A 12,962-nucleotide genomic window follows, 5' to 3' on the forward strand; every position below is an offset into this window, starting at 1 on the left:
GGCCCGGCGGATCAGCGATTGCAACCGGGAAGATGCATGTAATATGCCGATTACAGGCCTGCTCCCGCCCTGCTCGCCGTGATGGGGCCGGCAGGCACCCGTGGATGCCGAACGCAGAGGAGTCCCCCATGGTCCCGCCCGATGCCCTCGACCGGCGCCTGATCGACTGTTACCAGCGAGGCCTGCCGGTCTGCACCAGGCCCTTCGCGGCCATGGCCGATCGCCTGGGGACCACCGAGGCCGAGGTGGTCGAGCGACTCGAGCGACTCCAGCAGTACGGGGTGCTGAGCCGGGTGGGGCCGGTGTTCGACCACACCCGGGCCGGCGCCAGCCTGCTGGCGGCGGTGGCGGTGCCGGAGGCCGAGCGGGACCATTGGGCCGAATGCATCAACCGCCGCCCGGGGGTGAACCACAACTATGCCCGCGAGCACGACTACAACCTCTGGTTCGTGATGACCGCGCCGGACGAGGTGACGCTCGAGGCGCGCCTGGATGCGCTGGAGGGCGAGCTGGGACGTCCGCTGCTGCGCCTGCCGATGCTCGATGGCTACCATATCGACCTGGCGTTCTCGATTCCCTGGGCCGAGCTGGAGGGCGCATGAGAGTCGTCGATCCCTTGCCCCGCTCGACCCCGGACTCCGACGCGGCGCGTCGACTGCGCGCCCTGCTCGAGGAGGGGCTGCCGCTGGTGTCGCGGCCCTGGCGCGTGCTGGCCGAGCGCAGCGGGCTGCGTGAGGAGGAGGTGATGGCCCTGGTGCGTCGCTGGCAGGCCGAGGGCCTGATCAAGCGCCTGGGGCTGGTGGTCCGCCATCGCCGGCTGGGCCTCGACGCGAACGCCATGGTGGTCTGGGACCTGCCCGACGCCCAGGTGGAACGCATCGGCCGGCGCCTGGCCAGGGAGCCCTCGGTGACCCTCTGCTACCGGCGTCCGCGGCGGCTGCCCGACTGGCCCTACAACCTCTTCTGCATGATCCATGGCACCCGCCGCGACCGGGTGCTCGGCCAGCTGGCTGCCATCATCGATCGTCAGGGACTGGAGGGCGCGCCCCGCTGCGTGCTCTTCAGTACCCGCGCCTACCGCCAGTGTGGTGGGCGCTATGCCAGGGAGGACGTGCCCCGTGACCGCCTCTTGTCCTGATCCCGCCCGCCTGGATGCGGTCGATCGCCGGATCATCAACCGCCTGCAGGAAGGGCTGCCGCTGGTGGATGCCCCCTTCGCCGCGGTGGCCCGGGAGCTGGCGATCGGCGAGGGTGCACTGCTCTATCGGCTCGAGCTGTTGCTGCGTGACGGTGTGCTGAGTCGCTTCGGTCCCATGTATCACGCCGAGCGCCTGGGCGGTGGCCTGACCCTGGCCGCCCTGTCGGTTCCGGAAGCGGTATTCGACCGTGTCAGCGAGGCGGTGAATGCCTTCCCCGAGGTGGCCCATAACTACCGCCGGGAACACACCCTCAACATGTGGTTCGTGCTGGCCACCGAGACGCCGGGGCGTATCGGCGAGGTGATCGACGAGATCGAGATCGCCACCGGCCTGCCGGTCTTCAACATGCCCAAGGAGGAGGAGTTCCATGTCCGACTCCACCTGCCGGTCTAGACGGCTCCGGCCGGGAGAGGCCCGCCACGATGACCGGGCCCGCACCGCGCCCGCCGGCCTCGACGAGCGTGACAGGGCCATCGTGCTGGCCACCCAGGACGGCCTGCCGCTGGTGCCCGATCCCTGGCGCGCCGTCGGCCAGGCGGTCGGGCTGAGCGGCAGCGAGGTGAAGGCACGCCTGCAGCGCATGCTGGAGTGCGGGGTGATCCGGCGCATTGCCGCGGTGCCCAACCACTACTGCCTCGGCTACCTGGCGAATGGCATGACGGTATGGGACGTCGAGGATGCCGAGATCGACCGCCTGGGGCATGAGATCGCCACCCTGCCCGGTGTCAGCCATTGCTACCGCCGTCCCCGTCACCGCCCCCACTGGCCCTACAACCTCTTCGTCATGCTGCACGGCCACAGCCGGGAGGAGGTCGAGCGCCAGGCCGAGGCGATCCACCAGCGGATCGGTGCGGCCTGCCGGGATCATCGCATCCTCTACAGCTCACGCATTCTCAAGAAGACCGGCCTGCGGCTCGCAGGGCGGTCCGACCGGCCGGGCTGAGGCTCGCCGCAGGAGGAGGTTCGCATGTTCCGCGTCACCCGCTACATCAAGTCCCTGATGGAACCGGCGCCGCTCGCGCCGGCCCGTAAGCCGCCGGGTCCGGTGGTGATCTGGAATCTGATCCGCCGCTGCAACCTGACCTGCAAGCACTGCTACACCACCTCGGCGGACATCGACTTCGCCGGGGAGCTCTCCACCGCCGAGGCCCATGCGGTGCTCGACGACCTGCACGGCTTCCGGGTGCCGGCGCTGATCCTTTCCGGCGGCGAGCCGCTGATGCGACCGGACATCTTCGAGCTGTCGCGGCGGGCGCGGGCACTGGGCATCTATACCGGGCTCTCCACCAACGGCACCCTGATCGACGAGTCCAACATCGACGAGATCACCGACGTCGGCTACGACTACGTGGGCATCAGCATCGACGGCCTCGAGGCGACCCACGACGTGATCCGCCAGCGCCAGGGCGCCTTCCGGGAGTCCATGCACGCGGTGGAGCTGTGCAAGGAGCGCGGCATCAAGGTGGGCCTGCGCTTCACCCTGACCCGCGAGAACCACGAGCAGCTCGACGATATCCTGGCGCTGATCGACGAGCACGACGTCGACAAGTTCTACCTCTCGCACCTCAACTATGGCGGCCGCGGCCGGCGCCACAGCAAGCAGGACGCCTGGTACCGCATGACCCGCGACGCCATGACCCGGCTGTTCGACCACTGTCGCGCGGAGCTGGCGCGTGGCGTGGAGCGCGAATACGTCACCGGCAACAACGACGCCGACGGCCCCTTCCTGCTGATGTGGGCCCGTGAGCACTTCCCCGACCGGGCCGACGACCTGGAGCAGCGCCTGGTCAACTGGGGCGGCAATGCCTCGGGCGAGCACATCGCCAACATCGACAACCTCGGCAACGTCCACCCCGACACCTTCTGGTGGGACCACGACCTGGGCAACGTGCGCAGCCGCCCCTTCTCGGCGATCTGGCGGGACACCTCCGACCCGCTGATGGCCGGTTTCCGCCAGCGCCCGCGGCCGCTCAAGGGGCGCTGTGCCGAGTGTCGCTTCCTCGACATCTGCAACGGCAATACCCGCGTGCGGGCCTGGAAGGTGACCGGCGATCCCTGGGAGGAGGATCCCGGCTGCTACCTGACCAACGCCGAGATCGGCGTCGACGAGGGCCATGACCGGCGCGTGGCCGCGCCCTATGAGGCCATCCAGGCCACCGAGCTCTGAGCCGCGCGAGGCCGACGACCATGACCGTGACATCCCGGGAGAGCGAGCCATGACGGCATTCCGCAAGACACAACACCTGAGCTTCGACCTCGACGAGGCGCCGCTGGGCCGCGGCGAGGTGGCCATCGTCGGCGCCGGCCCCGGCGACCCGGGGCTGCTGACCCTGCGCGCCCTGTCGCTGCTGCAGCAGGCCGACTGCCTGGTGTTCGATCGCCTGGTCTCCGCCGAGATCCTCGCCATGGCCAGGCCCGAGGCGCGTCGCTTCTATGTGGGCAAGGCCTCGCGCTGCCACGCCCTGACCCAGGAGGAGACCAACGCCCTGCTGGTGCGCCTGGCCGGCGAGGGCGAGCGGGTGCTGCGCCTCAAGGGCGGCGACCCCTATATCTTCGGCCGCGGCGGCGAGGAGGCCGAGGCCCTGATCGAGCACGGCATCGGCTTCCGGGTGGTGCCGGGCATCACCTCCGCCTCGGGTTGCTCGAGCTACGCCGGCTTCCCGCTGACCCACCGCGACCATGCCCAGAGCGTCACCTTCGTCACCGGCCACTGCAAGGGGGACCGTGACCTGGACCTGAACTGGGCGGCCCTGGCCGTGCCCCACCACACCACGGTGTTCTACATGGGCCTGGCCAACGCCGAGCTGATCCGCCGCGAGCTGCAGCGCCACGGCATGCCCGCCGCCACCCCGGTCGCCCTGGTGGAGCGCGGCACCACCCCGGAGCAGCGCCATGTGCTGGCCACCCTGGGGGACCTGGTCGAGGTGATCGAGCGCGAGGCGTTCCGGCCGCCGACCCTGATCGTGGTGGGCGAGGTGGTCAGTCTGGCCAAGACCCTGGCGCCGGCCATGACCCGCCTGGCCCGCGCGCCGGATGTCGCGCTGGCCGCCTCCCCCCACCCGATCCCCGGGAGAGTCGCCCTGTGATACGACCCGCACTGCTGCTCGGCGGCCTGCTGGGGCTGCTGGTTCCGGCGCTGCCGGCCCTGGCCGATGCACCGGACCCCAACATGATCTACAACCGCCACTGCGCCATCTGCCACGGCGTGAGCCGACTGGGAGGCACAGGACCGGCGCTGCTGCCGGACAACCTCTCGCGGCTGAAGCACGACGAGGCGGTCTCGGTGATTCGCGACGGCCGCCCCGCCACCCAGATGCCCGCCTACCGTGAGCTGCTCGACGAGGCCGAGGTGGAGGCGCTGGCGCAGTGGATCTTCACGCCGCCCGAGCACGAGCCGACCTGGGACGACGCCGACATCCTGGCCAGCCACGAGGTGGCCCACCCCCATGGCAGCCTGCCCGACACGCCGGTGTTCGAGGTCGAGGACCTGCAGAACCTCTTCCTGGTGGTCGAGATCGGCGATCACCACGTCAGCCTGCTCGACGGCGACACCTTCGAGCGCATCAGCCGCTTTCCCAGCCGCTATGCGCTGCATGGCGGGCCCAAGTACACGCCGGACGGCCGCTACGTGTTCTTCGGCTCCCGCGACGGCTGGGTGACCAAGTACGACATCTACAACCTCGAGGTCACCGCCGAGGTGCGGGCCGGCATCAACATGCGCAACATCGCCGTCTCCGCCGATGGCCGCTACGTGATGGCCGCCAACTACCTGCCGCACACCCTGGTGCTGTTCGACGCCCGGGACCTCGAGCTCATCGCCACCATTCCGGTGGAGGGCCTGAACGGCGACACCTCGCGGGTCAGCGCCGTCTATGCCGCGCCGCCGCGCAACAGCTTCGTGGCGGCCCTCAAGGACATACCCGAGGTATGGGAGATCCGCTGGCCCGAGGATCTCGCCGAGGGGGACGAGCCGCTGGTCGGCGACTTCGCCCTGCACCGCATGGAGGCCCCCGACTACCTCGACGACTTCTTCTTCGACATGGAGTACCGCTATCTGGTGGGGGCGGCCCGCGGAGGCGGTGGCGGCCTGGTGTTCGACATGGACGAGGAGCGCAAGGTGGCCGACCTGCCCCTGGAGGGCATGCCGCACCTGGGCGCCGGCATCACCTGGGAACTCGACGGGCGCCGGGTGATGGCGATCCCCCACATCGACAAGGGGCAGGTCTCGGTGTTCGACATGAGCGACTGGTCGCTGGTCACCCATATCGAGACCGACGGCCCGGGCTTCTTCATGCGCAGCCACGAGAACTCCCCGTACGCCTGGGTCGACGTCTTCTTCGGGCCCCACCATGACCGCATCCACGTCATCGACAAGCAGACCCTGGAGATCGTCGAGACCCTGATTCCCGAACCCGGCAAGACCGCCGCCCACGTGGAATTCGACCGCCGCGGCGAGACCCTGCTGCTGAGCATCTGGGACGACGACGGCTACCTGCTGAAGCTCGATGCCAACACCCTGGAGGAGCTGGACCGCATGCCCATGCGCAAGCCCTCGGGCAAGTACAACGTCTGGAACAAGACGCGCTACGAGGAGGGAACCAGTCACTGACGCCGGGGAGCCTCGATAAGAAGCATGCTTGATACCTGTCATGGTTTCGGCGGCGCGCTTGGCGCACAATGGCCATATCCAAGCGTTTCAGTCGGGTATGGCGCCATGCAATCGACTTCCTCCTCTTCCGTCCGCTCCTCCACCCTGTCGCGCCTGCCGGTGGCGCGCCTGGCCTTCCGGCCCTTCTTCCTGCTGGCGGCCCTGTTCAGCGTGCTGGCCATGGGGGTGTGGTTCGCCTTCTGGCATGGCGATATCCTGCTGCGCCCCCACGGCGGGCTGATGTTCTGGCACCAGCACGAGATGCTGTTCGGCTTCGCCGCCGCCGTGGTGGCGGGCTTCCTGCTCACCGCCGTGCAGAACTGGACAGGCCTGCCGAGCCTCCGCGGCGCACCACTGCTGGGGCTGGTCGGCGTCTGGCTGGCAGGCCGGTTGCTGATGGCCTTTCCCATGGGCTTGCCGGCCTGGCTGCTGGCACTGGTCGACCTCGCCTTCCTGCCGCTCGTGGCGCTGGTCATGGCCAGGCTGGTCATCACGGCCCGGCGCTGGCGCAACCTGATCTTCCTTCCCGCCCTGACCCTGCTGAGCATCGCCAACCTGGCCATGCACCTGGGGGTGATCTACGGCGATGCCGGGCTGATCCGCGAGGCCGGTTACCTGGCGGTGCTGCTGGTCACCCTGCTGATGGTGGTGGTAGGGGGGCGGGTGATCGCCATGTTCACTGCCAACCGCCTGGGGCGTCCGAAGCCGGCGCCGGTCCCCGCCCTCGAGACCCTGGCGCTGGGCAGTACCCTGACGCTGGTGGTGGCCCAGCTGCTGGTGATGCTGGGCGTGTCGCTGCCCGCCGCCCTGGTGGCGGGGTTGATGGTGCTGTCCGCCGTGGCCAATGCCGTGCGGCTGATGCGCTGGGGCGGGCTCCACAGCTGGCGCGAGCCGCTGCTATGGGGGCTGCACGGCAGCTATGCCTTCATCCCCGTGGGGCTCGGCATGTGGGCCCTGGCGGAGCTGGGCATGTTCCGGGCAGAGCTGGCGGTACACGCCTTGACCATCGGCGGCATGGGGACAATGATGCTGGCGATGATGTCGCGGGTCTCGCTGGGCCATACGGCACGTCCCATCCGGACCCTGCCCGGCATCGGCGTGGCGCTCGGCCTGATGCTGGCGGGTGCCGTGCTGCGTTCGCCGGTGCTGGCGATGTTTCCCCAGATCACCCACTGGACCTACAACCTCAGCATCCTCTTCTGGTGCCTCGCCTTCATGATCTTCCTGTTCCACTACACTGTCCCCCTGTTCACCCCCCGAACGGATGGCAAGGACGGCTAGTCGGCGCTTCGCGCCAGCTGCGGGCCACGAGCCACGACGCTGCCCGCAGCCCGCAGACCGGGGATAAGGAGAGGAAGTTGCTGGAACACTATGCCCTGATCAAGCAGCTGCACATGACGGCGGCCGGGCTCAGCCTGGCGCTGTTCGTGGTGCGGGCCTGGTGGTCGGTGCGCGAGTCGCCCCGGCTCGGGCAGCGCTGGGTGAAGGTGTTGCCGCACCTGATCGACACCGCCCTGCTGGTGCTTGGCGTGCTGCTGATGGTGATGCTCTCCATGTGGCCCCAGCACCACCCCTGGCTGGCCGCCAAGCTGGTCGCCCTGCTGGTCTATATCGGCCTGGGCACCCTGGCCATCAAGCGCGGGTCGACGCCCGGTGCGCGTGCCCTGGCCGGCCTGGCCGCGGTGGCGGTGTTCCTCTACATGGTGGGGGCGGCGATCCACCACCACCCGCTCTCCTGGATGGCGGGGTGAGTCCGGGCCGCGGCGATGACGTATCGCCCGCGGCATTCCTATACTGGGGCTGTGTGCCCGATACCCGATGACGAGGAGCTTCCCATGAGTCAACAGGACCTTCCCTCTGGCGCCGGCAAGTTGGCCGACCAGTACCCCGAGATCTGGAGCGCCTTCGAATCGCTCGGTCAGGCCTGTGCCGAGGCCGGCCCCCTGGATGCGCGCTCCCGCCGCCTGGTCAAGCTGGCGCTGGCAGTGGGGGCCGGCTCCGAGGGCGCCGTGCACTCCCACATGCGCCGTGCCCTGCGCGAAGGCGTCGAGCCCGAGGCCCTCAAGCAGGTGGCCATGCTGGCCATCCCCACCATCGGCCTGCCCGCCGGGGTGGCGGCCCTGACCTGGATGGAGGACCTCATCGACTGATGCCCGATGCGCCGGCGGGCGGCCGCCGGCGTTTCCCGTCCCGCCGCCAGGCCCCCGCCGTACCGTCATGTCCATCACCAATTGACCGGGGTCAAAGTCCCGGAGGGCCATCAGCTGCTACTCTTTAACATGTATTTTCTATGCATGTTAAAGGGGCGGAGCCGACCCGCGGCTCCGGACACGCAAGAGAGCCACAAGAGCGAGGGACTGGCCCATGAACGAAGGCCTCACCAAGGCGGCGGCCCGCAATATCTTCTACGGGGGCTCGCTGTTCTTCTTCCTGCTGTTCGCCGCGCTGACGGCCCACAGCCACTTCTACATCGTCAACACCTCGACGCCACCGATGACGGAGTCGGTGGTGCTGGGCAAGGAGGTCTGGGAAGAGCACAACTGCATCAACTGCCACACCATTCTCGGCGAGGGCTCCTACTTCGCGCCGGAGATCGGCAACGTCTGGACGCGTTACGGCGGTCATGACAACCCCGAGGGTGCGCGCATGGCGCTGGAGAGCTGGATCCGCATCCAGCCTACCGGTGCACCGGGTCGTCGCCAGATGCCCCTCTTCGATATCAACGACGAGGAGATGGCCGCGCTGATCGATTTCTTCGAGTGGACCGATGCGATCGATACCCAGAACTGGCCGCCGCACCCGTCCGGCTGATCCGGAATCGCACCCGTCCGGATAACAGCAACCCAGGAGAGTCGTAACGATGAAATATGCAACTCAGAAGGTGGCCTTGCCCTTCTTCATGGTGGCGATGGCGCTGTTCGCGCTGCAGATCGTCTTCGGCCTGGCCGCCGCCGCGGCCTATGTGTGGCCGCATTTCATGTCCGAGGCCATGCCCTTCAACATCACCCGTACCAGCCACACCAACCTGCTGATCGTCTGGCTGTTGATCGGCTTCATGGGCTGCACCTACTACCTGATGCCCGAGGAGGCCGAGAACGAGATCTACAGCCCGAAGCTGGCCTACCTGCAACTGGCGATCTTCGCCATCGCCGGTGCCGGGGCCCTGATCAGCTACCAGTTCGGCATCCATGAGGGGCGTCACTACCTCGAGCAGCCGCTCTGGTCGAAGATCCTGATCACCATCTCCTTCCTGATGTTCTTGTTCAACACCAGCCTGACCATGCTCAAGGGGCGCAAGACCGCCATCAACATGGTGCTGATGCTGGGCCTGTGGCTGGCGGCGGTGTTCTGGCTGTTCGCCTTCTACAACCCGGCCAACCTGGCCCTCGACAAGCTCTACTGGTGGTGGATCGTCCACATCTGGGTGGAAGGCGTCTGGGAGCTGATCATGGCCTCGCTGCTCGGCTACCTGCTGATCAAGATGACCGGGGTGGACCGCGAGATCATCGAGAAGTGGCTCTACGTGATCGTCGGCCTGGCGCTCTTCTCCGGCCTGCTCGGCACCGGACACCACTACTACTGGATCGGCACCCCCGGCTACTGGCAGCCGATCGGCAGCATCTTCTCCACCCTGGAGGTGATCCCGTTCTTCGCCATGGTGGTGTTCGCCTTCTACATGTTCTGGAAGGGCAGCCGCAACCACCCCAACAAGGCCGCCATGCTGTGGACCCTGGGCTGTGCCGCCGTGGCCTTCTTCGGCGCCGGCGTGTGGGGCTTCATGCACACCCTGTCGTGGATCAACTACTACACCCACGGCACCCAGGTCACCGCGGCCCATGGCCACCTGGCCTTCTACGGCGCCTACGTGATGCTGATCCTGGGCATCATCACCTACGCCATGCCGCAGATCCGGGGCGTGCAGCCCTACAACCAGGTGCTGAACATGTGGGCCTTCTGGATCATGACCTCCGCCATGTGGTTCATGACCTTCACCCTGACCTTCGCCGGTGTCGTCCAGACGCATCTGCAGCGGGTGCTGGGCATGAACTTCATGGAGGTGCAGGGCCAGCTCGACCTCTTCTATGTCATGCGCTTCGGGACCGGCATCGCCGTGGGCGTCGCCGCCCTGATGTTCCTCTACTCGGTCTTCGGCCCGGCGCGCGAGCAGGTGCCCGCCACCAGCAAGCCGCTCACCGCCACCGAATGAGCGACCCGGCGGGGGCGTGGCTCGGCCACGCCCCCGCCCCCACACTCTGGAGTGTCCCATGACGATCACCGCCATGCAGCCCGATCCCGGGCGCGAGCTTCCCTACTACCAGCCGGTCGGACAGGAGTGCACGCTCTTCGAACAGGCCTACCGGCAGCGCTTGCCGCTGCTGCTCAAGGGCCCCACCGGCTGCGGCAAGACCCGCTTCGTCAGTCACATGGCGGCGAAGCTGGGCCGGCCGCTGTTCACGGTCTCCTGCCACGACGATCTCACCGCCGCCGACCTCACCGGTCGCTACCTGCTGCAGGGCGGCGAGACCCGCTGGGTCGACGGCCCCCTGACCCGCGCGGTGCGCGAGGGCGGGATCTGCTATCTCGATGAAGTCGTCGAGGCACGCAAGGACGTCACCGTGGTGCTGCACCCGCTCACCGACGACCGCCGCCTGCTGCCGCTCGAGCGCACCGGCGAACTGCTCGAGGCGCCGGACGACTTCATGCTGGTGGTCTCCTACAACCCCGGCTACCAGCACATCCTCAAGTCGCTCAAGCCCAGCACCCGGCAGCGCTTCGTGGCCATGTCCTTCGACTTCCCGCCGCCGGGCGAGGAGTGCGACATCGTGGCCCGGGAGAGCGGCCTGGCGCGGGAGAAGTGCGCCGCCCTGGTCAACCTGGCCACCCGCCTGCGCCAGCTCAAGGGCCAGGACCTGGAGGAGGGGGTCTCCACTCGCCTGCTGGTCTACTGCGCCACCCTGATCGGCACCGGCATGCCGATCCTCGAGGCCACCCGCGCCACCCTGGTGGAGCCGCTGACCGACGACCTGGATGTCCAGGAAGGCCTGCTGGAAGCCATCAACGCCACCTTCGGTTGAAGGATTCTACAGCGAGGGGCCTGCCGCCTAATCAGCCCCGAGCAAAGAGGCGCCGATACGAGCCGGCGCCTTACGGGTCAGGAGAATGACCATGCTGCAGTTTCTCGAGGTCGAGGAGTTCGTCGGCCGCCACTGGCACCGCTGGGCCTCCAGCGCCGCCAGCTACCGGCGCCATCCCGAGGCCGCCGTGGCCCTGGAAGAGCTGCGCCACGTGCTCGGCGTCTTCTTTCGCGCCAGCGGTGGCGAGTGCGGTCTCGAGGTCGCCGCCATCGTCGCACGCAGTTCACGGCACCGGCTCTCGTTGCGCCAGAAGCTGGGCTTCGACGACGAGGCGATCGACCAGGCGCGACGCGACGAGGAGAGCCTGCTGCTGCCGCCGACGCTGGACGTCTTCCCCGAGGCGCGCCTCAACCGCGACCTCTACTTCTGGTTGACCGCCTACCTGGCGGTGGCCCGGCATCCGGCCATTCACGCCGACCCGCTGCAGAACGACCTGGCACGGCTGCGTGAGGCGATGCGGGCCACGGAGGCGGCCCTCGATCGCTTTCCCGGCCTGGCCGGGCGTTATCGCGACCTCTGCGCGGCACTGCTGGCGGTACGCCCGGTCCGGCGCAAGCTGCCGCCCATGGAGCAGGCCCTGGAGGCCACGCTGCGCGCCCTGCTGGGCGACGATACGTCGCTGGAAGGCTGGGCCGCCTCCATGGCCGCTGCCGTGGCCGATCCGGCGGTCCCCCTGGACCCCTTCCGCGCCCCGCGCGGCTACCGCCCGCCCCTGCCCGTGCCGCTCTGGGGCCAGGTAGTGGAACTGGGCACGGGGGCCGGGCGCGAGGAGGACAGCGACCCCCAGGATGGCGAGTCGAGCAGCCCCCAGTCGGTCAGCGAGGGCAAGCGCAAGGCGGAGCGCAAGCGTCAGGACCAGACCGAGCGCGACGATCCGCTGATCGCCAACCGCTTCGAGAAGATGCTCTCCTGGACCGAGATGGTGAACCTCAATCGCCTGGTCGAGGACAACGAGGACGAGGAGGCCAAGCGCGCCGCCGAGCAGATGGAGGAGATCGTGCTCAGCCCCCACAAGCAGCGCGCCGCCACCCGGCTCAAGGTCGACCTGGACCTGCCGCCGGACGAGGTGCTGGGCGAACGCCTGCGCGGCAAGCACGCCTATCCCGAATGGAACCACCGCAAGCAGGCCTACCTGCCCGACCACTGCCTGGTGCACACCGACCTGCAGAGCGAGGAGGGCGAGCAGTGGGCGCCCGACGAGGCCACCCGGCGTCGTATCCGCCGGGTGCGACGCGAGTTCGAGGCGCTGCGGCCGCGGCGGGAGACCCTGCGTGGCCAGCTCGATGGCAGCGAGCTGGACATGGATGCGGTGATCCGCTCGCGCTGCGACCTGGCCGCCACCGGCGAGTCCAGCGACCGACTCTACCTGGCGAGCCGGGCCCAGGCACGCGATCTGGCCGTGGACATCCTGGTGGATGTGTCGCTCTCCACCGATGCCTGGCTGGAGGATCGCCGGGTGCTCGACGTGGAGAAGGAGGCCCTGCTGGTGCTGGGCCACGGCCTGGCCGGCTGCGGCGACGACTACGCCATCCACTGCTTCACCTCGCACCGCCGCCAGCGGGTCTGGGTCAACACCCTCAAGGGCTTCGACGAGCCCATGGGCGAGCGGGTCGCCCGGCGCATCTCGGCGCTCAAGCCCGGGCACTACACCCGCATGGGGCCGGCGATCCGCCACGTCACCGCGGAGCTGGCCAAGCGTCCCAACCGCCACCGGCTGCTGCTGGTGCTCACCGACGGCAAGCCCAACGATACCGACTACTACGAGGGGCGCTACGGCATCGAGGACACCCGCAGGGCGGTGCTCGAGGCGCGGCAGCAGGAGGTCCGGGTCTTCGGCGTGACCGTCGACCGGGAGGCCCACCAGTACGTGTCGCACCTGTTCGGGCGTGGCAGCTACGCCATCGTGCAGCGGCCCGAGCACCTGTCGCAGGCGCTGCCGGGCATCTACCGCCAGATCATCCGGAACTGAGGAGGCGCCAC

14 protein-coding genes are annotated in these 12,962 nt (G+C 68.6%); all 14 read left to right on the top strand.

Annotated elements, in window-relative coordinates; genetic code table 11:
* Positions 1-128 precede the first annotated feature (128 nt).
* The 14 genes from ACOMD9_RS01805 (at position 129) to ACOMD9_RS01870 (ending at position 12,951) form a co-directional block, all read left to right on the top strand.
* Positions 129-602, top strand: a complete 474-nt coding sequence (locus tag ACOMD9_RS01805; RefSeq protein WP_421411837.1) for an AsnC family transcriptional regulator — start codon at positions 129-131, stop codon at positions 600-602.
* The gene (ahbB, locus tag ACOMD9_RS01810) at positions 599-1,138 is read left to right on the top strand and encodes a siroheme decarboxylase subunit beta (protein ID WP_421411838.1); all 540 of its coding nucleotides are present in this window, start codon (positions 599-601) and stop codon (positions 1,136-1,138) included. Before ACOMD9_RS01805 ends, ahbB (ACOMD9_RS01810) begins: the two co-directional genes overlap by 4 nt.
* Positions 1,119-1,592 carry an Lrp/AsnC family transcriptional regulator gene (locus tag ACOMD9_RS01815; protein ID WP_421411839.1) on the top strand — a complete coding sequence of 158 codons (474 nt, stop codon included), beginning with the start codon at positions 1,119-1,121 and terminating at the stop codon, positions 1,590-1,592. Before ahbB (ACOMD9_RS01810) ends, ACOMD9_RS01815 begins: the two co-directional genes overlap by 20 nt.
* Positions 1,567-2,142, top strand: a complete 576-nt coding sequence (ahbB, locus tag ACOMD9_RS01820; RefSeq protein WP_421411840.1) for a siroheme decarboxylase subunit beta — start codon at positions 1,567-1,569, stop codon at positions 2,140-2,142. Before ACOMD9_RS01815 ends, ahbB (ACOMD9_RS01820) begins: the two co-directional genes overlap by 26 nt.
* Positions 2,143-2,166: 24 nt before the next feature.
* Entirely contained in the window at positions 2,167-3,366 is a 1,200-nt protein-coding gene (gene nirJ / locus ACOMD9_RS01825; protein ID WP_421411841.1) for a heme d1 biosynthesis radical SAM protein NirJ, read from the top strand.
* A gap of 49 nt (positions 3,367-3,415) precedes the next feature.
* Positions 3,416-4,285, top strand: coding sequence for a uroporphyrinogen-III C-methyltransferase (gene cobA, locus ACOMD9_RS01830; protein WP_421411842.1), 870 nt, complete (start codon positions 3,416-3,418; stop codon positions 4,283-4,285).
* A complete protein-coding gene (locus ACOMD9_RS01835) occupies positions 4,282-5,808 on the top strand; it encodes a cytochrome D1 domain-containing protein (RefSeq protein ID WP_421411843.1) in 1,527 nt (508 codons plus the stop codon). Before cobA ends, ACOMD9_RS01835 begins: the two co-directional genes overlap by 4 nt.
* Before the next feature lie 105 nt (positions 5,809-5,913).
* The gene (locus ACOMD9_RS01840; protein ID WP_421411844.1) at positions 5,914-7,128 is read left to right on the top strand and encodes an NnrS family protein; all 1,215 of its coding nucleotides are present in this window, start codon (positions 5,914-5,916) and stop codon (positions 7,126-7,128) included.
* Between the two features lie 80 nt (positions 7,129-7,208).
* On the top strand, positions 7,209-7,598 hold the full coding sequence (locus ACOMD9_RS01845; RefSeq protein WP_421411938.1) for a SirB2 family protein: 390 nt from the start codon (positions 7,209-7,211) through the stop codon (positions 7,596-7,598).
* Positions 7,599-7,682: 84 nt separating this feature from the next.
* Positions 7,683-7,997 carry a carboxymuconolactone decarboxylase family protein gene (locus tag ACOMD9_RS01850; protein WP_421411845.1) on the top strand — a complete coding sequence of 105 codons (315 nt, stop codon included), beginning with the start codon at positions 7,683-7,685 and terminating at the stop codon, positions 7,995-7,997.
* 214 nt (positions 7,998-8,211) lie between these two features.
* Positions 8,212-8,658, top strand: coding sequence for a c-type cytochrome (locus tag ACOMD9_RS01855; protein WP_421411846.1), 447 nt, complete (start codon positions 8,212-8,214; stop codon positions 8,656-8,658).
* Positions 8,659-8,707: 49 nt separating this feature from the next.
* A complete protein-coding gene (locus ACOMD9_RS01860) occupies positions 8,708-10,054 on the top strand; it encodes a cbb3-type cytochrome c oxidase subunit I (protein WP_421411847.1) in 1,347 nt (448 codons plus the stop codon).
* A gap of 58 nt (positions 10,055-10,112) precedes the next feature.
* Entirely contained in the window at positions 10,113-10,922 is an 810-nt protein-coding gene (locus ACOMD9_RS01865; protein WP_421411848.1) for a CbbQ/NirQ/NorQ/GpvN family protein, read from the top strand.
* A gap of 91 nt (positions 10,923-11,013) precedes the next feature.
* Complete coding sequence (locus ACOMD9_RS01870) at positions 11,014-12,951, top strand: nitric oxide reductase activation protein NorD (protein WP_421411849.1); 1,938 nt, start codon at positions 11,014-11,016, stop codon at positions 12,949-12,951.
* Positions 12,952-12,962: the final 11 nt, after the last annotated feature.

This window comes from Halomonas terrestris, from assembly GCF_049166755.1.
Classification (GTDB): domain Bacteria; phylum Pseudomonadota; class Gammaproteobacteria; order Pseudomonadales; family Halomonadaceae; genus Halomonas.